Below are 24,335 nucleotides of genomic sequence, written 5' to 3'. Positions count from 1 at the left end.
TCTCCTTTTTTTAAACCACTCAAAGGCCGGCAAACCGATGTCTGCCAGCCCTTAAAGCCATAACAACTAACCGCATATCCCCAGCACAGTAAGCACCACAGCGGCCGCAAACATAACCAGCAGCACGGTGACCGGCTTATTCTTCTTTCTTAAATAGAAGAAGGAGGCCATGGTGATCGCAAGCGGAAGAAGCCCGGGCATGATCTGGTCCAGCACCCCCTGTAAATTAAAGGTCGCTCCGCCAAAATCAGCCACATAAGTGGTCTTAAAGCTTACATACTGTGCCGTCATGGCACCTGTCATAATAAGTCCCAAAACAGCAAATCCTTTGGTAAATGCCTTCAGTGCACCTGAAGCCAATGCATTGGCAATGTATGTACTGCCAAGCTTCAAACCATAGCTGGCTCCAAAGTACCGGATCAGCACATTGGGAATGTTATAAAGCAGTGCAAATAAGATCGGTCCCATCCAGGAGCCCATCTGGGAAAATCCCAGGGCGATTCCTGTTGCGATGATACGCAGCGCTCCTGAATAAACGGAATCACCGATTCCTGCAAACGGTCCCATAAGAGCAACCTTCAGCGCCTCAATGGAGGAATCATCAAATTCTCTTCCTGTGTCCATTGCGGATTTTCTTTCCTGCTCCATGGAAATAACCAGAGAAAAGATAAAAGGTGACATACCGGGTGTGGTATTGAAAAAGTCCTGATGTCTGGACATTGCTTCATAAAATTCATCGGTCTCTTTGCCGTAGATATCCTCCAGATAAGGAATCATGGTCCAGCCAAAGGTGGTCCCCTGCTGTTTGGTATAAGAGGTACAGAACATCAGCCACATGGATCTCCAGAACACGGAGCTTACCAGCTTTTTCTGCTGAGGATTCAGTTTAGTCTTCATTGTAACGGCTGCATCAGTGCCTGTGTTGGTATTAGTCATTGAAGAAATCCTCACTTTCATCAATTATTGTGCTGGAGGACACGCTTTTAAATCTCTGTCCGTCCTTGATCTTCTGCAGTTCCTGGAAAATAATGAGGGCCGCAATGGCTGCTCCGATAAAGGAAATCTGCACCAGGGACAACATTTTAGTTGGAGCGCTGGTCAGCTTTACCGCATTGTCTGCCAGGGCTGCTCCTGTTACGTTGTTGTAAAAGAAGAATGCTCCTAAACCAAATCCCAGGAAATAATAAGGGCAGATTTCTTTGGTCCATAAGGACTTTAAAAGAAGCGCCATACCAAGTGCAGGGAGCATGGTGGAGGCCACGGTCATGGATTTCTGTACCCAGTCCGGAATGATGTCAACAAATGCCTTTACTGCGTCTGTACCTACCCAGATACAGATAAAACCAAGAAGGAAATAGCAAAGGTGGAATCCGGCAAACTGGAGAATCCACAGCTTTTTAAATCCCTTAATGTTGCGTTCCTCCAGAAGTTTTTCAAATCTTGGCACCAGAGAAGTTACCACGATTTTCATAGAGGAATAAAGAAGTGTTCCAAGTGCTGCCAGCGGAAGAGCCAGCGTAACCGCGGTCGCTAAGTCTTTGCCCAGTAAAAGTGCAAATGCCGCGCCGAAAATAGAACCCAGAGTAAAGTCAGAAGGCATAACACCGCCCAGACTTACATTTCCAAGGAATACCAGTTCCAGCTGTGCCGCTAAAATAATGCCTTCCTTCGGATGTCCAAGCAGGGCGCCTAAAATTGCCACACAGAATATGGGCCTCTGAAACATGGTGTTGCCCCACCAGTCAAAAAATTTCGTAAACATGAGTACAAGTCCCACAATGAAAGCGTTCATGATCATGGCTTATTTTCCTCCTAACAGCTTCATAAAGTCCTGCCTTCCATCACTGGGAAGGGGCTGATGAATGATTTCAATTCCAAGCCCATGGATTTTTTCCAAAACTTCCCGGTCATGATCAGTCACATAAACGGATTCGGAAATTTTGGTTTTGGAGGAAAGGGAACCTCCTCCGATTCTTCCGTAATTGGCCACATTGAGGACCGGCTTTTCATCCAGTTTTTCCGCTACCTTTAATAAATCCTCCGGATTGTTGGAGATCACCAGGATCTTCATCTGCTGTGCCCGGGGATCATTGAGAATTCCGACCGCCTTATCAATGGGCAGTACGGCTGCCTTAACGCCTGCCGGTGCTGCCATTTTAAGCGCACTGACCTGAATGTCATTGGCAGCAATGGTGTCGCTCGCTACAATGATTCTTTGTATTCCCAACTCTTTTGACCACATGACCGCCACCTGGCCATGGATCAGGCGGTCATCCACCCGCATCATTTTAATCATCTCTCTACCTCCTGAACGATCTTACATACGTGAAACAGGTCCATCTTTCATGTCCCTCTTCAAGATAAGCCTATGGTATCATATGCGTTTGTCCGTCTCAACCCTTTGGTCCGACGATCCAAAAACCTCTCCTGTTTTCCCAAAAAAACCTCTAGCTTTCCTCTGCGTTTACCGGTAACGTGTACACAACAATGGTTCCGGTTCCCTCCGTACTGATGATCTCCAGTCCGTATTCCGGTCCGAAATTTTTCTGAATCCTGTCATACACATTTTTGATCCCCACATGGTTTAAGCCCTCTCTGGTTTTGACTCCAACTTCCTCCTGCATCAGTTCTTCCTGAAGGGCCTTTAAAATCTCCTCATTCATACCGACCCCGTCATCCATTACGGTCACCTCAAGGCAGTCCCTTCTTTTGTGGGCCTCGATCCGTACAGTCCCCTTCCCCTTTTTGGGGCGCAGACCATGTTTTACGGCATTTTCCACAATGGGCTGAAGACTCAGCTTAATAATGGGCGTTTCCATTACCTCCTCATCCACGCTGACTTCCAGCTGGATGCGGTTCTCATACCGGATGCGCATGATGTAAAAATATTCCCGGATATTTTCGATCTCCATCCGAAGAGGCACCATATCTCCGCTGTGACCCATCAGGTATTTAAGCTGTCTGGACAGACTCTCCACCATTCTTGCCGTTTCCCTGTCCTCCTGTTCCAGAGCCGTCATCCGGATTACCTCCAGTGTGTTATAAAGGTAATGTGGCTTAATCTGGGACTTGAGGGCATTTAATTCCGCTTCCCGCTGTCCGATTTCCGCCACATAGACCTTTTTGATGTATTCGTTCAGATCCTTAGCCATGGAATTTAAGCCCGATGCCAGAACTCCGATTTCATCCTCTCTGCCGCCCACATCAATCCTGGTCTCTAAATTTCCTTTCTGTATCTCAGCCATGCCTCTCTCTAAAAGCTTCACCGGCTTTCTGATTTCCTTTAGAAAATAGAAATATAAACATAATAACAAGAAAAAGGTTCCCCCTAAAAACGCCAAAATATACTGTTTTGTGCTTTCCAGATTTTGCAGAACCCGGTCTCTTCCGGCCTGGGCAACCACAGTCCAGCCGCAATTTTCCAGCCGGTCGTATACCAGATACCGGTTCCCTTTCAGCATCATCCCCTCATTTTCTGACATCACCGGATAAAGGGGCAGCATCTCCTCCAAAACGCTTCCGGTCTCCGACGGCTCCATGCTGTAAATACACCTTCCCCGTTCATCGACAATCCGGAAGGATTCGTTGATATCCATACTCACATCCGACAGCATGGAAGACAGCTTACTTATATCCATGTCCAGATATAAGTTTCCCAAACTGTTTTTTATGGTTTTAAAGGAGGTTATATCCTGATAGCTGCGGCGAAAGGTGACTACCTGATTCCTGGAATCCGGGAAATAACTGTCCACATGGGTATAAAGGACGGAAAAATTGGCCGTATCATCTTCCTGGGCAATGAATTTCAAAAAAGCCTTTTTGTCAAGTACCTTCTGGGTATTTTTAGTGGCATAATAAACCCTCCCCTGGTTATCCTCAAAATAAGCGGTCCTGATCCGGGTGTCCCCATCAAGCATTTCATTGAGAATCACCATGACCTTCATTTCCCTCACCTCCTGGCGAAGGCTTCTGTTATTTAAAACCTGATACAGCAGCAGTCCGTCATCCGTGGAAATATCATAAATGCGCTTGGTCAGTTCACTGCACTCATCTACCATTTCCTGCACGTTGTTGCCGGAGTAGCGGACCATCCGGGTCATATCATCGAGAACCACCCGTTCCATATTGTTACGGAACTGGATAAACAGCAGACTCCCTGCAATGAGCAAAGGGGCCGCTCCAAGAACGATAAAAGATATGGTCAGATTGAAAAAAATGCTCTTTCTTTTCTGTGTCATGGCATCTCCCATCGTTTGAGCAGGCTGTCAGCCAGGGAAGAAACCGGTTCGTCTCCCCATAGTGCCTGGATCAGCACCTGGTCATAATAGGCAATGAATCCGTCAGGCGAATTGGCATCCTCCATCAAAAGCTTTGTATGCACAGGTCCCCTTTCATAGGCCGCCTTCATGATCCTTTGATTCCTGGTGTCAGGCATACGGACCTTACGGACCGTCACCGAATCTGCATTCATCAGTTCCAATATGGTTTCATAAACCCCCTCTGAATAATAGAACTGAAGAAACTTCACCGATGCATCCATCTTTTTCTTATCCCTGGCTGTTTCTGCAGAAATGCCCCATTCCACATTGCTGTCATCCATTGCGTAGGCAACACCATTTTTATCGGGAAGGAAAAAGAAGCCCAGCCGGATCTGAGGATTTAAATTCTCAATCTGTGAAAGCATCCACGGTCCTGTATAGACCATGGCCGCCTGCCCGGAAGAGAGCGCCTGTGCGGTCTGGCTGTCCAACATATCCCGGTAACGGGAGTTGATATACCCTTTATCCGCCAGATCCCGGAAATCCCCCAGCATCCTGGTCAGATTTTCCTTTGTCATCCGGACCTTACCGTCCTCTGTGGCCATATAATTGCGAAACAGGTAATTGCCCCAAAACTTCATATGCCAGATATCTGCAGCCCCCAAAGCCAGGGCATCATACCTGGCTGTCAATAACTTCTGGCAGATGTTCAAAAAATCATCATAAGTCTCCGGTTCGGAAAGTCCCATCTCTTCAAAAATATCACGGTTATAAATTATTCCCAGTGTGGTCGTATACCGCGGTACCCCGTAACACACACCATCATAAAGCCGCGGACTGGCTACCAGAGAATATACCTCCCGGGGCATGGGAGCAAGAAGTCCCGCCTGCACAAGTGCACCTGTCTCACGCAGTTCCACAATATCGGAAAACTCCTCTTGTGCCGCCAGCACCTTCAGCCGTTCTATATAAGTCTGCTTCTTGACCTCAGGCACAAAATAAAGCTCCACTTTAATATTCTTATTTTGTTCCATGAATTTCTCTGCCACATCCTCCATCCCGCTTTTCCATTTGATGTCTCCGGCGGAACAGGCCACTCGTATGGAAACCGGTCCTTCTTCGGGAGCGGGAGGATCAAAGGAACACCCCATAAGGAAAACAGCAGGAACAAGGATGCCAGCCAGCACCCTTGTTCCCGCTGTTTTCATGAAGATTTTTACCCGTTTTTTATACATGTCCCTCTGACTTATAATCTTTTCTGTATTCATTCGGACTCTTCCCATACTTCCCTTTGAAATTTTCATTGAACTGGCGGACATTCCGGTAACCTACCGCTTTTGCAACCTCATAGGCTTTATAATCCGTATTTGCCAAAAGCCTTCTGGCCTCCTCCATACGGATATCCGTCAGATAGTTTTTAAAATTCTGGCCGGTATTCTTTTTAAAATAACTGCTGAAATAATAAAGATTCATATTGGCAAAAGAAGCCATGGACTCCAAAGTCAGATTCTCCCGGTAATGCTCCCCGATGTAGCGCTTAATCCTGGCAATCTCGTTTCGTCCGCTGTTCCCGGTTCCATCCTTTATGATTTCAAACAGGTCCTCCAGATAATTGGAAATCACCTCACAGGCCTGCCTGTACAACGGCTTGGTACGGATTTCTTCTGCTGCCCGTTCTCCTTTTTCCCGGTAAGATTCATCCACCAGATAGTTGTCCATCAGCTCCTTGGTAACATCCGTCACCAGAAGGATACACCGGTTTATGGCTGCAAAACGGTTCCCAAAATGAAGATTGCGGATGATTAAAAGGATCTCCCATATTTCCGGATCAATGGTGGACTTTCTGGACAGAAACCCCTGCATCAGCCTCTTAAAACAGGCCTGATAATCATCAAAGGAATCCCGGAACTGCCGCTTCACATTGGCATACCATATCTCATCCTCTTCCGTAAAATAATACAGCTCCAGAGCAAACCGGCTGGTCTTATAGGCAAGCTGGAGGGTACCGATCTCCTTGATCCGTTCTCCGATTCCGGTCTTTACCATAATGGGCTGACCGCTTGTCATCACCTCTGCCAGCTTGCGGGTGCGGAAAAGGATGGTATGGTCATCCTCAGAAGGCAAAAGGGTAAATATAACATAGCAGTTATTCAAATCCTTTTTAATGACAAATCCCCACTTCTCCTCCTCCAGTTTTTTCTGAAGCCGGTTATAAGCAGAAAATTTCTCCAGCTCCTGCATCTTGATATTGTCCGGCGCTGCTTTGGTAAAATAAAGCCGGAATGCAACCCCAATAAATTCCTTACAGGCCACATCAATATGAAGGGCCTCAAACTGTTCATACAGATCCTGCCTTGCATATTCCTGATTGCCGTTGATTTTATGAAAAATACGGGACAGTTCATTCTCATCCTGCTCCAAACTAAGCAGCTTTAAACTGCTCTGCTCTCCCACCAGGTTCACCGCTTTTTTAATAGCCGCTTCCATCTCATCCTGTTCGATTGGCTTTAAAATATAATCCACTGCCCCATACTTTACCGCCTTTTTTGCATAGGAGAACTCCTGATATCCGCTGATGAAGATCACCTTTGTTTCAAGCCCCAGTTCATTGATTCGTTTCAGCAGCTCCAGCCCATCCAGTTCCGGCATGGCAATATCCGATACCGCCAGGTCCGGCTTTTTGTTACGAATCAGTTCCAGCGCTTCTCTGCCGTTTCCGGCTTCCCCTACGATCTCTATCCCCATTTTATTCCAGTCAATCAGTTTTCTGAGACCTTTTAAAATGACCGCTTCATCGTCAGCAATAATTGCACGCAGCATCCCCCGTTCCCCTTTCCCCGATCTTCTTTAGAGCCGCGGCTCCCTTCCATATACTTCAATCTGTGTCAAAGCAGGGAACGGAGACGGATCATCGGATTGAACTAAATTTCCCAGTCTGATCCAGGTTATGTTTTTCCGTTTGATCTGGAACCGGTGAGGTTTCCTGCTCTTTTCCATCTTTACAATTTCCCTGGTACCGTCTGAAAATGAAAGTTCTGCTTCCACCCACCAATTGTCATGAGGAAAATCTGCCCTGGTCCAGAGTACGATCTGATCAAAGTCCACCGGGCGTCCAAACTCCAGAAGCATCTGTGCGTCCTGTCTTTTGTTGATTCCCCAGGATTCATAAGGCCAGGACCCGTGGGAACGGTTGGCAACCACACCGTCTATGGCATTTCTGGCCGCAAATACAGACTCTCCCCGCGTCTCCACATTGGCGGAGGCATGAGGATAGCACCCCCTGTCCCCGTGCTGGTCCATTCCATTTTTTGCAAGATTCCTGTAACCGTAAATCTCATAATCTTCTGCCGGGCGGCAGGTCAGATAATGACGTTTTCCGGTAAACGACTTGGGATTATAAGACTTTTTCCGCTCCTCAAATGGGATCTCAAAGTCCAGCTCATTCTTTGTCATATATACCAGAGCTTCATCCATGGTATCATCCATTCTTACCACATAATGAGCTTCTGTCCGGGGAACTCTCAGCTTGATCATATCCCCTTCCTCATAAACATCTTCAAACGCCAGAACAACCTGTTCTGCATCTTCATCTCTGGCTTTTAACCGTCCCATCCAGTCATAAACCCCAAGACTCATGGAATCTTCTAAATGTTCGCAAACCGGAGCCTTATCCGGCACCCAGGAACAGATCAGGGAAAGCTGCCCTTCTATTTCGCAAATTTTATATCCGTAAGGAATAATAAAATGGTCTCCCTTTTTCAGCGGAATACCATCTATGGTCCCTTCCCCTTCCAGCACGCTTACATTGGTAAATGCCCCCTGGAATTTGTGGTTCCAGGTACCATGAATCTCGTATTTTTCCACCGTATATTCGTCGCAGGTCACCAGATGTTCCTTATCCACCGCTCCCGTTTCAAGCCTCTTTCTCTGGTCTTTTACGGGAACAAAAGGAACACTGACCACCTCCATACACTGTTTTGTATGAAGGTCTCTCAGCTTACCATTCCACCTTCTGTCATAATCATACATCCGGTAGGTAATATCACTGGACTGCTGGGTTTCCAGGATCAGTGTGCCGCCTTTTATGGCATGGACACACCCCGGAGGGATCTGAAAAAAGTCTCCCTTTTTCACAGGCACTTCCCGTATCAGATCATTCCAGCGTTTTTCCTCTGTCATCTGCCTGAATTCTTCCCGGCTCTTTGCATGATGACCGATAACAATCGTGGCATCGGGCGTACAGTCCAGAACATACCAGCATTCGGTTTTTCCCAGAGAACCATTCTCATGTTCCTTTGCATAAGCATCGCCGGGGTGCACCTGTATGCTTAAATCTTCCTGAGCATCTATCAGCTTTACAAGTAGAGGAAACTGATTTCCCAGTCTTCCATCCTCATTACCGAAAAGCTCCGGATGGCTGCTCCAAAGACCGGATAAGGATTCTCCTCCGTAAGTGCCGCCATTTACAATACAGTCTCCATTGGGATGAGCACTAACCGCCCAGCACTCTCCTGTGGACGGACTGGGTATGTCATATCCAAAGCGTTCCTTCAGTTTCCTTCCTCCCCATACAGCCTCCTTAAATACCGGCTGTAAAAACAACAGTTCAGCCATAATGTATATGCACCTCCCTCAAATTTTTCATTCCTGCGTTTGCCTCGGTCAACATTTGGTAAATACAATTGCTTCTGAATTTATCTGTAATACTCCCTGTTTTTTCACCTGTATATTGTTATCTTTTTATATCGCCGGCTTTGTGGACTGCCGACTTTCTGGACTGCCGACTTTCTGGACCGACGGCTTTCTGGACTGCCGGCTTTCTGGACTGCCGACTTTCTGGACCGACGGCTTTCTGGACTGCCGGCTTTCTGGACTGCCGCCTTATTGTACCGACGGCACTTTAGATTGCGGTCTTTTTATTGACTATTTTTTAACATTTCTTTGTCTCCCTCTTTCAGAGAAATGCCGTTCCATACTCAGCGTCGAAATAAAAAACCAAATAATTATTTAGAAAAAGTCATCCTCGCCGCTTTCTCCATTTGTCAGCAGCTCCGGTTGAATCCTCTTGTTTACTGCATTGGCCTCTGCGACCTTTGCATCTATTTCCTCATCCGTCAAAACGCCTGGTGAAAGTACAAGATTGATGACCAGTCCCATATTCATACCTGCCACCAGCTTTATATTAGGATATTGCAGCAAGGTTGTCATACCATTGCATACACTGCCCCCCATAAGATCAGCCACTACCACATACTGGGTATCCGGATTCTCTTTCAGTTTTTGTTCCAACGCATCCACCATCGGCTGATAATGCTCTCCCGGCATCATTCCCATTGAGGATACATCTTCATTTTCTCCTATAATCATCTGTATGGAATGAAGCATACCAGCTGACAATTTTCCGTGTGATACTAAAATGACCTTCTTTTTATCCATTATGCAAATCCTTTCCTTTCATTTTGATGTTTCCACTATCTGTTTTAATGTAACACAGCCCCAGACAAGACGGCAAGAACACACCGGACATTTCTTAAAAATCCCCCTTTTTTTCTGAAAAAATCTCTATGAATCCCTTTTAACTTTGACTCTATCATCTGGAATGTTACATAAATTCATTCATAACCCGTCAATCGTATTTTTTACTAACATCTGCTGCTTTGATATATTGCTTTGTTATATAGCTTTACTATTTAGCTTAAATGAACGCTTTCTTCATTTGATCACATAAAAGTATCATTCCATTTTCTTCAACCTTAAAGGTTTCGATTCTAAAAAATCCATGTGAAACATAAAATTTTTTTGCCCGCTCATTTGTTGATAAAACCTCCAGTATACAATATCCACAGCCACGAGCTATCATATCTTGTTCAATCTTTTGATAAAATAAATGTCCAAAACCCTTTCCTGTATATTCCGGCAGCAAATAAAAAGCGTGCCATTCTGCATAAGTTTTTTTAAATGATTAACTACGCTGAACACAGCACTTCCAATGATCTTTCCATCAATTTCTGCTACGAGACAAATATCTCCCAACCGTACTCTTTCCTGTAAGATCGAAACCCAATGATTACCTACCAAAGAAGACAAATACTCATGATCCATAAGCCCTCTATATGCAGAAGTATAACTGACCATTATTTGCTCACTGACTTTATTTATTTCTCCAGGATCCGGGTTGAGGTATCTTATATTTAATTTTTTTGCCATTTTTTCCCCCGTCTTTATAAAGCACGTTTCACTTTTAACCTCCTCATAAGCCTGTCCCCTGCAGCATAGGTTCTTCATTATAGTTTCCAAAATTTTTGTTTAAAGTGACACTCAAAGTAATTTTTCCACAAACCACTGTAAATCTATTCTAACAAAAATACAGCTTAAAAACAGTATCATTATTACAAGAATACTATAAAAGTACATTTATACTATATCAACTCAATAATCTTCACCAGAATTTCTAATGAATACGGATAAACAAAACTAAAGTATTATTTAAATTTTATTCATAATTTCCCCACATTAAAGTCTGACGAATTCTGATACCTTTCTTATATAGTACCCTTTATCCAATGCATGTGCAATGTTGAAACACAAATCTTCATTAATTTAAATTGATATACAAATCTCCATATGATATGATTAATAAAAATTAATATAGGGGGAAATTGTATATGAAAATGGAAGTAACTACGAAAAAACAAAAGAGGTTTGGAAAAAATTTCAAAAAAGTCATTTTATTACTGGCTGCGATTCTGACAATCGGATATGCAGATGCAAGGTATGCAGATGGCATCATAATTGCGCAGGCCCATTCTGGACGCACAGACTCCCGGGGCGGGCATCATGATTATAAGAACAAAAGTGGTTTGGGAAGCTATCATTATCACCACGGCTATCCAGCCCATCTGCATCCAAACGGCGTCTGCCCATATGATAATGCCAATACGGCACCTGCCGCCAATGAAAACTCCAGCCCCGCACCAGAAACCAAGACACAACCCGTTCTGAATGCCGCGGATTATAAGCTGGTATTTGACTCAACCTTCTATTATAATAATAACCCTGACCTGCAGACTATCATAGGAAATAATGAGCAAAAACTACTGGAACACTTTGTTTCAAATGGAATGGCAGAAGGGCGCAAGGGATGCAGCACTTTCGACGTGACGAAATACAAGGACAATAATCCAGACTTGGCAACCGCCTATGGAAATGACTTGAAAAAATACTATGAACATTATATGAGTACCGGGTATAACGAAAATCGTATTCATAATTAATGGAAATCAGCTTTTAATGATATGAAATAGCAAAGGGAAAATCAGTTCTTAATAGTATGTTCATAGGCTCTGTATGATATGGTTGAATCATATCATACAGAGCCTATTTTGGAGTTGAAAATATAAACTAAAAATTCTCTTAGTCTTACTGATTTTCTTGCCCTTATTTAAATCCCCTTTATATCGCTCTATATATGTGCATTTTAATCCTAGTTCAAACAAGCCCGTTCTATAAATAACCAATGCATAAAACCACTCAACACCTTTTACATAAAATATTACGCACTATAAGACATAAAACCTAACCCCATAAATAGGCTGATTATTAAACGTTGTATAGTCTTGTTTTCGTCAGTATATAATTTTTTCTTACATTGAAAAGCGGCCCCCATTAACCATTTAATTACTTAGAATGATTCGATGGGAAACCGTTTTTCACTTATCATATATGTTAATAACAAAATCCTCAATAACTATAATGATCAATAAGAGCACAATAAATTTGCTCACAATAACTAACATTTTTTATCATTCTATAGAAAAGCCATTTTTAAATAATTTTTTCTTTCTTAAGACACATTTATCTTTTATCCGTATCAAAAATTGATATGAGTAAAACTCCACAAATTAATAAATTATATATAGCAACCGTTCCTGGAATTACTTCCCATGTAATTATAACCATAAATAGATTTAACACAAGAAATATGGCACTTACTGTCTTATCAATAGAAACAATTTTATTTAAATATAAAATTGCTCCCATAATCAAAGGAAAAAGACAAGTAAGCACTAAATATGGCATCGAATCATATGAATAGTTCTTATATTTCCAAGTAACCATGTAAACAAATGGATATATAGCTGCTATTAAAGTCTGGAGAAGACACAGAAGCAAATATTTTTTTTTACTCATAATTACTCCTTTTAGAGAGATAAATTATTTGTGATAAAACATTTCCATGAATTATTTCCTCTTTTTAATGTAATTGTATAATTGGCTCCAACAGTCGTTACATTAGATTCCGCTGCAACTGGTGCCCAATTACTTGGTGGAGTAATATCAAAGTTTCGGTTAGTAATACCAACGTTATATGTGTTCCTTTGATTTCTAGCTCTTCCATCCATGCCAATACCCGACTACTATTTGTTCCGAATTGTAATTATCCCAATGGAACCACCCCTTTACATAATATTACTGTGAAAACATGGATGAATATGCTTTAAATAAGTCGTGTCAAATAATTAAAAGCTTATTTTTCAGTGTATTTGATACCCAGCTTATTGTCAATTAATGTGCCAATATTATACACGTTAGATTCCAAAATTTGCTTTTCTCTCTATGTGTTTTTTTCCTTTGGTAATACTTTAAGTAATTATAAATATTAATCATTACAGAATGATTAAAAAAACTACTATTATTAATTTCCACAAAAAAAGACCCCACACTCTCATGTGAAGTCTTTCCATATCCAATACCCAATTCAAAAACCCTTACAAAATAAGGATTTACTCCATTGTATAAGGCATAAGAGCGATGTGTCTTGCTCTCTTAATCGCAACAGTAAGCGCTCTCTGGTGCTTTGCGCAGTTGCCTGTGATACGTCTGGGAAGGATTTTTCCTCTCTCAGATACATATCTCTTTAACTTATTTGCATCTTTAAAATCAATAACGCCGTTCTTCTCTCCACAGAATACGCAAACTTTTTTTCTTCTGCGCATGCCGCCTCTTCTGAACTTAGCGCCATCAGCTTTATCATTCTTATTAAATGCCATTGGTGCTACCTCCTATTCGTTTTAGTTGAATGGAAGTCCTTCGTCTTCGACTCCATCCGGGATATTCATGAATCCATCGCCGATTGCACTGGAAGGTGCCGGTCTGGAAGTTGGCTGATAACCGCCGCCTTCTCCTGAAGCTCCGCCCTTGCTGTCAGCGAATTCCTGATCATCTACAATAATATCTGTTGTATAAACCTTAATGCCGTCTTTATTCGTATAACTTCCAGTTTGGATCCTTCCGGAAATCAATACTCTCATGCCCTGACGGAAATACTTCTCTGCAAACTCCCCTGCCTTGTCAAATGCAACACAGTTGATAAAATCTGCAGTCTGCTCATTGCCGTCCTGGTTTCTCCGGCCTCTGCGGTCAACAGCAAGGGTGTACCTTGCGATTGCCATAGAACGCTCACCTTGGGAATATCTTACTTCTGGATCACGGGTCAATCGGCCCATAAGGATTACTTTGTTCATACGATCACGCTTTCTTTATCTATTATGCCTCTTGTCTTACGCATAAGTATCTGATAACCGGCTCCATGATACGAACGTGCTCTTCTAACTCGTTCGGAGTTCTGGATTCGCCATCAAATTTGATGAAGTAGTAGTATCCTTCTTTCATTTTCTGAATTTCGTAAGCCAATCTTTTCTTACCCCATTCATCAATGCCAGTAACAGCTCCGCCGAAACGAGTGATATAACCCGTAACTTTTTCAATCGCTGCTGCTCTCTCTTCATCTTCGAGCTTTGCGTTAATAACAACGGCTAACTCATATTTGTTCATGCTTTTTACCTCCTTGTGGTCTCTGGCCCCTGCTTTCAGTTTCAGGAGCAAGGATTCTATATGTCACGAAATAACATTATACCGGAAACATTTGATAAAAGCAAGTCCTTTTCTTAATTTCCTGCACATTTTACTGCGTTTTTCTTAGCTTTATACCTTTGGAGTTCCATCGTTTCCTTTTAAACCTCTGGTGTTTTTTTCCACCAGCTTTCTTGGCACCATAATTTGGTGGCCGCAGCCCATACATTTTAAACGAAAATCTGCACCAACTCTTAATATCTCCCACTCCTGACTTCCGCAGGGGTGTTTTTTTTTCAGTTTTACAATATCTCCAACTTCGTAAGTCATAAACATACCTGCCTTCCCATCACGGGCTGCCCTTATATCCGATTATTTTAAAATTCTGTCGATCTCAGCCAGTTCTTCCGGGGTAAATTCCGTATTCTTCAGACAAGCTGCATTTTCCTTCAACTGTTTCACACTGCTGGCTCCGACCAGAACCGACGTGACCGCCTCCTCCCGAAGGACCCAGGCAAGTGCCATCTGGGCAAGTGTCTGGCCTCTCCCTGCTGCAAGGTCATTTAGCCGGCGGACACTGGAGAGATTCTCCTCAGTGAGGTAACGGCCGCTTAAAGTGCTGCCGGGTCTTGCTGCCCTGGAGTTCTCCGGAATCCCATTTAAATAGCGGTCTGTCAGCATGCCCTGTGCCAAAGGACTGTAGCAGATACAGCCTGCACCATGTTCCGACAGAGTGTCAAAAAGCCCTTCCTCCGCCACACGCTCAAACATGTTGTACCTGGGCTGTCCAATCAGACATGGGACATTTTTGGCCTTTAACATCAAGATGGCTTCTTTTGCTTCTTTGTCACCGTAATTAGAGATTCCCACATAAAGCGCCTTTCCCTGCTTTACCATATCGGCAAGTGCTCCCATGGTCTCCTCAAGCGGGGTATCCGGGTCCGGTCTGTGATGATAAAATATATCCACATATTCCAGTCCCATGCGTTTTAAGCTCTGGTCTAAGCTGGCCATCAAATACTTTCTTGAGCCCCAGTTTCCGTAAGGTCCCGGCCACATTTCAAATCCGGCCTTGGTGGAAATTATCAGCTCATCCCGGTATCTGCCCAAATCACTCTTTAACACGCTTCCGAAATTCTCCTCTGCTTTTCCCACCACCGGAGCTCCGTAATTATTTGCCAGGTCGAAATGGGTAATTCCCATATCAAAAGCACTTAAAAGGATCTCTCTTTGGTGAGAAAGAGGTTTTTCCAGCCCGAAATTCTGCCATAGCCCCAAAGACACCCTGGGAAGCAGGACCCCGCTTCTTCCACAGCGTTTATATACCATTGTCCCATATCGTTCTTTTGCTGCCTCATACATATGTTTGTTCTCCCTTCTCCAAATCCAGTTAAACTGCGTCGTGAAGCACTTCTCCAATGCTGCCGCTGATGACCAGATCCGCCCGTTCATCCATGGGCGTTACCGTCTTGTTGATCAAAACCATCTGATTTCCATTGTAATAATCAATGAGTCCTGCTGCCGGATAAACCGTTAAGGAGGTACCTCCCACGATCAGCAAATCAGCACCGGAAATAAATGACAACGCCCGTCTCATGACGCTATCGTTAAGGCTTTCCTCATAAAGCACCACATCCGGCTTTATGATTCCCCCGCAGCTGCATCGCGGAACCTCTCCCTCCCCCTTGGCGGCAAGCATTTCCTCCAGGTTATAAAATTTCATACATTTTGTACAGTAATTTCTCTTTACGGAACCATGGAGTTCCAATACATTCCGGCTTCCTGCTGCCTGATGGAGGCCGTCAATGTTCTGGGTAATGACCGCTTTTAATTTCCCCATGGCTTCAAGCTTTGCCAGTGCCTTATGGGCTTTATTGGGCTTTGCATGGGGGAATAACATCTTATTGCAGTAAAACCGGTAAAACTCCTCGGGGTTCTTTCTGTAGAAGCTATGGCTGATGATGGTTTCCGGAGGATACTTATATTGTTCATGGTAAAGCCCATCCACCCCTCTGAAATCCGGGATATCACTTTCCGTCGATACTCCCGCACCTCCGAAAAAAACGATGTTTTCACTTTTTCCGATCCATTCTTTTAACTGACTTATGCCTTCCATATCCCTACCCTTTCCTGTTTAAAAAGACTATCTAAAACATGGAGGGCGGATTCATAAGAATCCGCCCGTAATCACCAGTCCAACTCCGATGCCGGCGGACATATTTAAGTTACTTCATCAAAAAATACTCCCTTTAACGGCCGGACCCTGTCCACCAATTCTTTCCCTTCGCCAGAGACAGAAGGACGGCTGTATCCAAACAGCCAGGATGTCAGATCATTGATCCCAAGGGATATCTGGGGTTTCCGTCCTTCCTCCTCCAAAACGGGGGTTAAGGCCGATCCCTTCCGGTCAAGCCTCCACTTAAATATGCCGTTGTTTTGATGAATCAATGAATCTTTTACCTCAATGACCAGTTTCATCTCACTGACCGGACTATCCTCGTTTAAGCATATGACGGAAACAAACTGTTGCAAATGAATGATCCTCCCCATTGCATAAGGCTTTGAGGAGCCGCCTTCCTTTAAATATTCCGGCAGACAGATCAGTTCTCTTACATTCGCTGCCGTCTCACCGTAATAGGCCCATACACCTGCCAGGCGTTCTTCTTTCTCTCTGGTAGACAGAAGAAGCAGATCCCCCCGGTCACTCCGTACTTCCCTGCTTAAATCCCGGTAGTATTCTTCGTTTCTCAACGCATAGACTTCATATTGATCCTCCAGCTGCCTGCCGACGAACCTGGCCGTCTCCCTGCATTCCTCCGAACCTTCCAAAAAGGCACGCCGGCTTAACTGCTGTCCCTTTGCGTTCAATTCCTTTGCCGGCAGATCACTGATGTAGGTAAAACCAAACGGCTGATAAATGGCAGGATCTACAGGAACCAGAAAGCAAAATTCCATTTTTTCCAAATACATATCCATAAAACAGCGGCTTAAAAGCCGGCTCATGAAGCCCTGATGACGGCAGTCCGGATGAGTTGCAACCCCGGCAACGTAATCAATCTTCCATAAGCGGTCTTTCACCACCACTTGATAAGGATTGCGATGAAGCATCGCAGCCATAGATCCTTCCTTCCATGCGGTCAGAACCTTGCTTTTTTGTACCCTGTCCGAATAGTAATAATCCAGAAAGCTCTCCGAGTCTTCTGAAAAGACCTTTTCCCACAGCTTTCTGCTTTCCTTTTTTTCTTCCTGCTTCAAATACCGTATCATCGTTAAAAACCCTTCTGAATTACTCCGTATTTTCTTGCAAAATCAATGGGATAGTAGGACATCTTTGCTTTTCTCAATCCTTCCATCCCCACATCGTCTTCCCGGTTGACAAGTTTTAGCTCCTCCGGAAATCCATGAATCAAAAACTGCTGGTTGATAAACTGATAAAGTCCCTTAATGCCGGGATCAGCCTTTTCAATGTGGATCACCGCCATCTTTTCGTAAGGGTTGTAAGTGCCGATGGTAAACGCTTTTAACTGCCCGTCGATGTACACTCCTGCCATTCTCACATTAAGGAGGTGACAGTTTTTCAAAATATCATGGATTCCCATGACTTCATAATCCAGCTGACGCACGAATTCAGCGGCTTCCACCTTATTCTCCCACCATTCGTCAAGGAAGGAAAGCACATCGGCCCGGTCAGAACAGGTAAGAGTCCTGAATTCGTAACGGCCCTCGTATTCCCTTAAAAAGGAGTTTAAATGATTCTTCTTTTTGTGCAGCTTCTTTCCTGCCAGAGTCTTTAAAGATTCGGCATCGTAAAGATAATCCTTTAAATCCTCCTCTTCCTTTATCAGAAACTTTTCCGGGTCCAGTTTCAGATAATTGATGGCTTCCTCATCTGCAAGGAAAATCTTTAACGGTTTTTTTAAGACCTGATTAAAATAATCCACCAATTTCTGAAAATAATAAGGCAGATATTCTTCCTTGCAAACCGGCATTGCGGAGAATGGTTCTCCGTCTTTCTCCATCAAAAACAACACTGCCTTTTCATCACAGACCGCGTATTTTACCTGATAGTATTCTCTCCAGATAAAACTGTCTAAATATACGCTGTCACAGGTTCGATTGGGCCGTAAGGCATAGAATGGAGAAATTTTGTCAACATCCGTTGCCTCAAGCGGCTTAAATTGTAAATTCATAATTGTTCCCTTCTAAATATATCACTAACTTTTCTTTATAAAATCAGTATTGCACTTAGGACAATGAATACTCACCTTTCCCTTGCCTCTTGGAATCCTGATTTTCTGACTGCAATTGGGACAATGATAGATATGGTATTGCCTCATCTGCTGAATCTTATAACGCCACTTTTTGAAAACTTCCGTTATACGGAATAAGAGACGTTCAAATTTCTGGTTTTCCTCAAATCGTTTTCCAATATTCTTTGAAAACATACGGAAATAGCATATAGCCAGAAAAATAATTGCCAGGACATCTAACCACGTATTCCAGACAAACACACCTGCAAACATCAATACAAGAGAAATTCCAATCAAATACCGGCACAGCTTATCGGCACCATATCTTCCGGCCATAAACCGCGCAAAACGTTCCCTAAACCGGCTCATTTTTGTGTTCCTCGCCCCTTTTCATTTTGACTTAACTATAATAACCTGTGATAGGAAAGTCAATGTTCCCGAAGCATATTTCATAATCTTTTCAGAATTTGCTTCTGGATTTATCCCGGAACTGCTTTGGTGTCAATCCGTACCTCTGCTTAAACAGACGGTGGAAATAACTGCTGTTCTCATAGCCCACCTCTGCGATAATCTCTTCCACAGGCTTGGTGGTTGACGACAGATCATTGGCCGCCCTGCCAAGTCTTATAAGCTGCAGGCATTCGGTAAATGTCATCTTATAATACCGTTTGAACAGACGGCTGATATAATACGGCGGCTGCATGGATATGCCGGAAAATTCCTCTAAGGTCGCACTGGAATAATTTTTTTCCAGATACTGGTATGCGGTCAGCACGATCTGTTCCTCATACTGGAGCATATCGTGATATTCCACCTTATCCACATCATGAAGCAGTTCCATAAACAGTATTCCCATTGTTGCCTGATTGATTTCCTGCCTGTCCTCTTTTTCTTCCACGTAAGACCAGATCATGTTCTCAAGCAGGTTTCTGGCAGGCAGAATTTCCCGTAAATGGAAATGCAGGTATTCCGCCACAGTTGTATTTCCTTTTAAGGATGCCGATATAAACTGCCTGAGCATATTTCCGTTTCCCCCCATAAAAGCAGGGTGACTGAAAAATTCAGGCATTAAGAAAAAATGGAAGGCAATATCTTCTTCTCCTGCCGGATTGATGGCATGCCTGGTTTCTTCTCTTAAAATCAGTAAATCATTGGTCTCCAGCTTCAGCTTTCTGGTTCCGCCTATAACATGGACCGTTGTCCCGCTGTACATATATACCAGTTCCACATAATTGTGGCTGTGTTCCGGTATTGCAATGTGACAGGGCTGACAATACATATCCATTAATTTTCCCGGTCTCATCACAATATTATTTTCGACCGCTTCCTCACCACATGCTTTATCATAATACTGCAAAATTGAAGCTGCATACGATGAATTTCTTAAAAGCTTCAGAAGTTCTTTCTTCATTTTCCCCTCCAAACAACCGGTTCCCATGCCCTTCCCCCAAGCCATTATACCATCCTCATCCAGCCCTTTGCAAGAAAAGACGGTTTTTATACAAATTTGGACATAACAAATTGTCACAATTTGTCATATAATCAGGTCGAAACGACACACAAATGTAACCAGAAGTATTTATATGAGGTGAGCATATGAAAAAATATCCTATTCAAATCAACAACATTGAAGACATTACAAAATTTGTCAGAACCGTTACAAAGTATAATTATGATGTGGATTTATGCAAAGGAAACGTTGTCATTGATGCCAAGTCCATCCTGGGTATTATGACGATCTGTCCGAATCCGGAGCTGGAGATGATTATTTACAGCAATGAACATGACGATATTCTGGAATCCTTGTCAGACTTTCTGCGGGAAGAAAAGACTGCCTAACAGATACATACATACGAAAAGATGTCCGGTAAACAAACGCTTACCGGACATCTTTTTTGCTTTAATCTACTTTAAATTCATTTACCAGATTCTTTAACTGGGAGGCGTGCTCGTATAGTTCCTCGCTTGATGCAGCACCTTCTTCTGCATTGGCGGAGTTCATCTGTACCACTCCGGAGATCTGGTCCACTCCAATGGTCACCTGACGGATGGCCTCAGACTGACGATTGGAGGCCTCGGAGATCCTGCCGATCATATCAGTTACCATACGGGTGCTGTTTACTGCGCTTGCAACCGATCTTGCGGCCTCATCAGCCAGCCTTGTGCCGTTTGCCACAGCGTTTACAGACCCTTCGATCAGAGCGGTCGTTCCTTTTGCCGCTTCCGCACTTCTGGAAGCCAGACTTCTCACTTCATCTGCTACAACGGCAAAGCCTTTTCCCGCTTCTCCTGCACGGGCAGCTTCCACAGCCGCATTTAACGCCAGAATATTGGTCTGGAATGCGATTCCTTCAATCGCCTTAATGATCTTGCCGATTTCCCCGGAACTTTCGTTGATTTCCCTCATGGCGGAAACCAGTTCTTCCATATGACGGCTTCCGGTCTCCAGCTCTGCTTCCGCTTCCTTTGCCTTTTTGCTTGCTTCGCCGGAATCCTTTGCATTCTCCTCGATCTTCTGGGAAATCTCATTGATGGTCGATGCCAGTTCCTGCACAGAAGCGGCCTGCTCGGAGGCGCCGTCTGCCAGTGACTTTGAACTTTCAGAAATATTCTGAGATCCATAAGCCACCTGGTCCGCCGTGGAAGTGATCTGTTCCATGGTAGCCGTCAGAGTGCTTCTGATCTTTAACATGGACTTTTTGATCTTTTCAAAATCTCCTATGTAATCATACTTTAGCTGGAACACCAGATTTTTATCCGCGATCTGATCCAATACCGCTGCAATTTCATCAATATAGTTTACATAATCTCTCAGGCGAGTAACCGTATTTCCCAGAGATTGTGCCACCATTCCGATTTCATCGTTGCTGGATACATCGACCTCCACATCAAGCTCACCGCTGCCGATCCGCTCCGCAATCACAGACAGCTTCCTTAATGGCTTTGATATGCTCTTTGCCACCAGATAGATAAGAATGACTAATATGACGGTGGCGAATACAAAAATAGCAGTAACCGTCGATACGACCTGATTGCGTTCCATAAGCATCTCTGACCGGGGAATGTTTGACAGAACCAGCCAGCCGGTATTGCCTGCCTTTTTAATGGAACCGGAGTACTCCACATGATCCAAGGTATAATCAAAGTTTCCGGTTTTCTGGGAGGCAAATGCATCCTTGATATTTTGGGAAATATCAATATCTGAGATATTCTTCTGCATCATATCCTTATTTCGATGATACACGATCTGGCCGCTGTCCGTGGCAAGAATCACCGATCCGGAGGTTCCGACCTTATAAGTGCTCATGATGTCACTCAGCTGGGTAAGCTGAATGTCGATCCCTACTACGCCCAGCGGTTTGCCCGTACCGCTTTCAAATACGCCGCAGGCTGCCGTTATGACGATCTGGCCTGTGTTGGTATCCACATACGGCTCTGTAAGAATGGGCTGGTCTGCCTGTGTGGCACGGTACCAGGGCCTGGTCCGGACATCCCAGCCCGGTTCTGTGATATAGCCATCGGACATAACTGCCTGGCTTAAATCAATATCGGCAATCCAGGAAGACAGAATGTTTTCCTTGTCTGTGTCCTGGAGCTTACTAAGAGTGGTCTTGATTCCCTGATAGTATTCACTGTCGGTCAGCCGCTTAGTTCCTGTGGAACTGGCTAAGAATTCTTCTGCCTGCTGACTGGCAGCCGCACTTTTCATCTCCGCCAGATAGTAACTGAGGAATGAATCCACCTGATTTGCTGCTGCCAGAGAGGCAGCGTCCAGAGTCTGGGTCGACTGAGCCTTCATACTCTCCCCTACACGCTTTGAAATCATTATTCCTGACACAATAAATGTCAGCACCACGGGGATCGAAATTCCCAGAAGCATTTTTGTGAGAATCTGTTTTTTTGTTTTTTTCATCTTTGGTTTCCTCCCTAATCCCCTAAAATCATTTATAAATATATCATGAGAAAAAAAGGACCGCAAGACAAAGATATTACTCAATATTTACCAAAAAAATACATAATATTAAGCAACTTATCTTATTTACCGTACCAGCCCGGACCGGATGTGCCGGATTAACTCTTTTCCCGCAATCCGGCCGGGCATATGGTACCAGACGCTTTTATTGCAGCTGGACAAAATAAGATTCCATGATTTCTCTGAGCTTTTCCCTCTTTGCTTCATCCAACCGGGTCATGGGCAGTCTGTAATGTTCTCCGCAAAGGCCCAGCATTGCCATGGCTGCTTTTACGGGCAAGGGATTCACATCCATAAACATGGCATTCATGATCTTTAACAGTTCCAGCTGCATATTTTTACTTTTTTCGATTTCTCCATCCAAAAAATGCCGGCACATCATATGCATCTCAAACGGCATGATATTGGCCAGAACTGAAATGACACCTTTTCCGCCCAGTGCCATGATGGGCACCGTCAAATCATCATTTCCCGAATAAATATCCAGGCAGTCTCCGCAAAGGGCCGCAACCCTGGCAACATGGGAGATGCTTGCGTTGGCTTCCTTGACCGCTTGGATATTGGGGTGTTTGGAAAGCTTTAAATACGTTTCCGGCTCTACATTGACTCCCGTCCGGGTCGGTACATTATAAAGGATAATCGGTATTTCCACACTGTCTGCAACTGCTTGAAAATGCTCCACAAGCCCTTGCTGAGACGCCTTATTATAATAGGGAGTCACCACCAAAAGTCCTGATGCTCCAAGAGACTGGGCCTTACGCGACATACGGACCGCATGAGCCGTACAATTGCTTCCGGTGCCCATGATGACCGGCACCCTGTGGTTGACATAATGCACCACAAATTCAATCAATTCCAGCTTTTCTTTTTCCTCAAGCGTGGAAGATTCTCCTGTAGTCCCATTGACTACGATGGCATCGGTCCCGTGTTCCAGCTGGAATTTCAGCAAATTTTCCATTGCCTTCATATCCAGGTTCCCGTGCTCATCCATTGGTGTAACGACGGCTGCTGCAGAGCCTTTAAAAATCGCATTTTTCATAGACAATCATTCCCAAAATTAGAGGTTCATACTAACAAAAGTATGACAAACATCCCCCGTTGGTACCATACACAAATCAAATTTTCCATCATATAAACCAGTATAAGGAGTGATTCACGTATGTACAATTTTCTTCTTTTAGGCGGCGATTCAAGACAGCTTTATTTAAGCCGGTTTTTAACCGGTCATGGCTTTCCGGTAACGGTTCATTATGATATGGAAGATCCCTTATTTTCCATTGACCAGGCCATAAAAACCAATCAGGTCATACTCGGTCCCATCCCATTTACAAGGGACAATTTAAATCTGCACTCCGTCAACAAGATGGACGATTTAGGCATTGGCAATCTTTTAAGCCTTTTAAATTCTGACCATATCCTTTTCGGGGGAAATATCCCGGATTACGTAAAGGATTACACAAAAGACAACGGCATCAAATGCTTTGATTACATGGAGATCGAGGAAATCACAGTAAAAAACACCATTGCAACAGCAGAAGGAGCCATTGCCGAAGCTCTGCGCATAAGCCCCGGTTGCCTTCACAAAACCAAGTGTCTGGTAACCGGCTTTGGAAGATGTGCAAAAACGCTTGCATTAAAACTGAAAGGATTAGACGGAGCCGTCACCATTGCAGACAGGAAGGAAGAAAAGCTCACTTTGGCTTCTTCCATGGGCTTTGATACCATTGCTCTTTCTGATCTGTCCCAGAAGATAGGGGAGTATCCGTTTATTTTCAATACCATCCCTGCACTGGTTTTAAATGAAACTTTGATTGGTCTCATGGATCCGGACGTAACCATCATTGATATCGCCTCCGCTCCCGGCGGTGTAGATTTTGATTTCTGCAAAAAACAGAAGATCCGGGCCAAATTATGCCCCGGTCTTCCCGGAATCTACGCACCGGAAACCTCCGGTAAAATCTTATTTGAAGCAATTGTAAAATATCTGGCGTAAAGGAGTGG

The 24,335-nt window shown here is 43.9% G+C and carries 26 protein-coding genes and 1 pseudogene; 3 read left to right on the top strand and 24 right to left on the bottom strand.

Features of this window, described 5'->3' with window-relative positions; genetic code table 11:
* Window positions 1-66: 66 nt before the first annotated feature.
* The 11 genes and pseudogenes from VIG27_RS01230 to VIG27_RS01180 all read right to left on the bottom strand — a co-directional run bounded on the left by VIG27_RS01230 (window position 67) and on the right by VIG27_RS01180 (window position 10,466).
* The gene (locus VIG27_RS01230) at window positions 67-936 is read right to left on the bottom strand and encodes a PTS system mannose/fructose/sorbose family transporter subunit IID (RefSeq protein ID WP_394524538.1); all 870 of its coding nucleotides are present in this window, start codon (window positions 934-936) and stop codon (window positions 67-69) included.
* Complete coding sequence (locus tag VIG27_RS01225) at window positions 929-1,798, bottom strand: PTS mannose/fructose/sorbose/N-acetylgalactosamine transporter subunit IIC (protein ID WP_394524536.1); 870 nt, start codon at window positions 1,796-1,798, stop codon at window positions 929-931. Before VIG27_RS01225 ends, VIG27_RS01230 begins: the two co-directional genes overlap by 8 nt.
* 3 nt (window positions 1,799-1,801) lie before the next feature.
* Window positions 1,802-2,296 carry a PTS system mannose/fructose/N-acetylgalactosamine-transporter subunit IIB gene (locus tag VIG27_RS01220; protein WP_394524534.1) on the bottom strand — a complete coding sequence of 165 codons (495 nt, stop codon included), beginning with the start codon at window positions 2,294-2,296 and terminating at the stop codon, window positions 1,802-1,804.
* Window positions 2,297-2,447: 151 nt separating this feature from the next.
* Window positions 2,448-4,238: a sensor histidine kinase gene (locus VIG27_RS01215; RefSeq protein ID WP_394524532.1), complete on the bottom strand. Its 1,791-nt coding sequence runs from the start codon at window positions 4,236-4,238 to the stop codon at window positions 2,448-2,450.
* Window positions 4,235-5,527, bottom strand: a complete 1,293-nt coding sequence (locus VIG27_RS01210) for an ABC transporter substrate-binding protein (protein ID WP_394524530.1) — start codon at window positions 5,525-5,527, stop codon at window positions 4,235-4,237. The genes VIG27_RS01215 and VIG27_RS01210 overlap by 4 nt, the downstream gene beginning before the upstream one ends.
* Window positions 5,487-7,079 carry a response regulator transcription factor gene (locus tag VIG27_RS01205; protein WP_394524529.1) on the bottom strand — a complete coding sequence of 531 codons (1,593 nt, stop codon included), beginning with the start codon at window positions 7,077-7,079 and terminating at the stop codon, window positions 5,487-5,489. The genes VIG27_RS01210 and VIG27_RS01205 overlap by 41 nt, the downstream gene beginning before the upstream one ends.
* A gap of 27 nt (window positions 7,080-7,106) precedes the next feature.
* Window positions 7,107-7,895, bottom strand: a complete 789-nt coding sequence (locus tag VIG27_RS01200) for a carbohydrate-binding protein (RefSeq protein ID WP_394527359.1) — start codon at window positions 7,893-7,895, stop codon at window positions 7,107-7,109.
* Between the two features lie 45 nt (window positions 7,896-7,940).
* Window positions 7,941-8,873: pseudogene (locus tag VIG27_RS01195) on the bottom strand (type I phosphomannose isomerase catalytic subunit); the annotation flags it as partial.
* A 393-nt stretch (window positions 8,874-9,266) separates the two neighbouring features.
* Entirely contained in the window at window positions 9,267-9,695 is a 429-nt protein-coding gene (locus VIG27_RS01190) for a PTS sugar transporter subunit IIA (RefSeq protein WP_394524528.1), read from the bottom strand.
* A gap of 259 nt (window positions 9,696-9,954) precedes the next feature.
* Window positions 9,955-10,182, bottom strand: coding sequence for a GNAT family N-acetyltransferase (locus VIG27_RS01185; RefSeq protein WP_394524526.1), 228 nt, complete (start codon window positions 10,180-10,182; stop codon window positions 9,955-9,957).
* Entirely contained in the window at window positions 10,116-10,466 is a 351-nt protein-coding gene (locus VIG27_RS01180) for a hypothetical protein (protein ID WP_394527638.1), read from the bottom strand. Before VIG27_RS01180 ends, VIG27_RS01185 begins: the two co-directional genes overlap by 67 nt.
* Before the next feature lie 458 nt (window positions 10,467-10,924).
* Here VIG27_RS01180 and VIG27_RS01175 point away from each other — a divergent pair, with 458 nt between their 5' ends.
* A complete protein-coding gene (locus VIG27_RS01175; protein ID WP_394524525.1) occupies window positions 10,925-11,533 on the top strand; it encodes a YHYH domain-containing protein in 609 nt (202 codons plus the stop codon).
* A gap of 580 nt (window positions 11,534-12,113) precedes the next feature.
* Here VIG27_RS01175 and VIG27_RS01170 read toward each other — a convergent pair.
* From VIG27_RS01170 to VIG27_RS01120, 11 genes are all read right to left on the bottom strand, one after another.
* Window positions 12,114-12,449 carry a hypothetical protein gene (locus VIG27_RS01170; protein WP_394524524.1) on the bottom strand — a complete coding sequence of 112 codons (336 nt, stop codon included), beginning with the start codon at window positions 12,447-12,449 and terminating at the stop codon, window positions 12,114-12,116.
* A gap of 593 nt (window positions 12,450-13,042) precedes the next feature.
* Window positions 13,043-13,309 (bottom strand): 30S ribosomal protein S18, encoded by a 267-nt coding sequence (gene rpsR / locus VIG27_RS01165; RefSeq protein WP_143322008.1) that lies wholly within the window; start codon window positions 13,307-13,309, stop codon window positions 13,043-13,045.
* Window positions 13,310-13,330: 21 nt separating this feature from the next.
* On the bottom strand, window positions 13,331-13,783 hold the full coding sequence (locus VIG27_RS01160; RefSeq protein ID WP_394524523.1) for a single-stranded DNA-binding protein: 453 nt from the start codon (window positions 13,781-13,783) through the stop codon (window positions 13,331-13,333).
* A 22-nt stretch (window positions 13,784-13,805) separates the two neighbouring features.
* Window positions 13,806-14,093 carry a 30S ribosomal protein S6 gene (gene rpsF, locus VIG27_RS01155; protein WP_394524521.1) on the bottom strand — a complete coding sequence of 96 codons (288 nt, stop codon included), beginning with the start codon at window positions 14,091-14,093 and terminating at the stop codon, window positions 13,806-13,808.
* Window positions 14,094-14,243: 150 nt separating this feature from the next.
* On the bottom strand, window positions 14,244-14,441 hold the full coding sequence (locus VIG27_RS01150) for a DUF951 domain-containing protein (protein ID WP_394524519.1): 198 nt from the start codon (window positions 14,439-14,441) through the stop codon (window positions 14,244-14,246).
* A 42-nt stretch (window positions 14,442-14,483) separates the two neighbouring features.
* A complete protein-coding gene (locus tag VIG27_RS01145; protein WP_394524518.1) occupies window positions 14,484-15,473 on the bottom strand; it encodes an aldo/keto reductase in 990 nt (329 codons plus the stop codon).
* Window positions 15,474-15,501: 28 nt separating this feature from the next.
* Window positions 15,502-16,227 (bottom strand): NAD-dependent protein deacylase, encoded by a 726-nt coding sequence (locus VIG27_RS01140; RefSeq protein ID WP_394524516.1) that lies wholly within the window; start codon window positions 16,225-16,227, stop codon window positions 15,502-15,504.
* Window positions 16,228-16,331: 104 nt separating this feature from the next.
* A complete protein-coding gene (locus VIG27_RS01135; protein WP_394524515.1) occupies window positions 16,332-17,378 on the bottom strand; it encodes a GNAT family N-acetyltransferase in 1,047 nt (348 codons plus the stop codon).
* Between the two features lie 2 nt (window positions 17,379-17,380).
* On the bottom strand, window positions 17,381-18,301 hold the full coding sequence (locus tag VIG27_RS01130; RefSeq protein WP_394524514.1) for a DUF2156 domain-containing protein: 921 nt from the start codon (window positions 18,299-18,301) through the stop codon (window positions 17,381-17,383).
* 24 nt (window positions 18,302-18,325) lie between these two features.
* Complete coding sequence (locus VIG27_RS01125) at window positions 18,326-18,730, bottom strand: hypothetical protein (RefSeq protein ID WP_394524513.1); 405 nt, start codon at window positions 18,728-18,730, stop codon at window positions 18,326-18,328.
* A 91-nt stretch (window positions 18,731-18,821) separates the two neighbouring features.
* Complete coding sequence (locus tag VIG27_RS01120; protein WP_394524512.1) at window positions 18,822-19,772, bottom strand: AraC family transcriptional regulator; 951 nt, start codon at window positions 19,770-19,772, stop codon at window positions 18,822-18,824.
* A 185-nt stretch (window positions 19,773-19,957) separates the two neighbouring features.
* On the opposite strand from VIG27_RS01120, the gene VIG27_RS01115 reads away from it, so the two are divergent.
* The gene (locus VIG27_RS01115) at window positions 19,958-20,200 is read left to right on the top strand and encodes an HPr family phosphocarrier protein (protein ID WP_394524511.1); all 243 of its coding nucleotides are present in this window, start codon (window positions 19,958-19,960) and stop codon (window positions 20,198-20,200) included.
* Between the two features lie 61 nt (window positions 20,201-20,261).
* Here VIG27_RS01115 and VIG27_RS01110 read toward each other — a convergent pair whose 3' ends face one another.
* On the bottom strand, window positions 20,262-22,274 hold the full coding sequence (locus tag VIG27_RS01110; RefSeq protein WP_394524509.1) for a methyl-accepting chemotaxis protein: 2,013 nt from the start codon (window positions 22,272-22,274) through the stop codon (window positions 20,262-20,264).
* Window positions 22,275-22,479: 205 nt separating this feature from the next.
* Entirely contained in the window at window positions 22,480-23,373 is an 894-nt protein-coding gene (gene dapA / locus VIG27_RS01105) for a 4-hydroxy-tetrahydrodipicolinate synthase (protein WP_394524508.1), read from the bottom strand.
* 120 nt (window positions 23,374-23,493) lie between these two features.
* Between dapA and dpsA the strand changes: the two genes are divergently transcribed.
* The gene (dpsA, locus tag VIG27_RS01100) at window positions 23,494-24,327 is read left to right on the top strand and encodes a dipicolinate synthase subunit DpsA (RefSeq protein ID WP_394524507.1); all 834 of its coding nucleotides are present in this window, start codon (window positions 23,494-23,496) and stop codon (window positions 24,325-24,327) included.
* The last annotated feature ends 8 nt before the right edge of the window (window positions 24,328-24,335 follow it).

It is taken from the genome of Lacrimispora sinapis (assembly GCF_043633585.1).
Classification (GTDB): Bacteria; Bacillota; Clostridia; order Lachnospirales; family Lachnospiraceae; genus Lacrimispora; species Lacrimispora sinapis.
The sequence above is the reverse complement of the archived record's forward strand: the minus strand, read 5'-3'. Positions and strand labels throughout refer to the sequence as shown.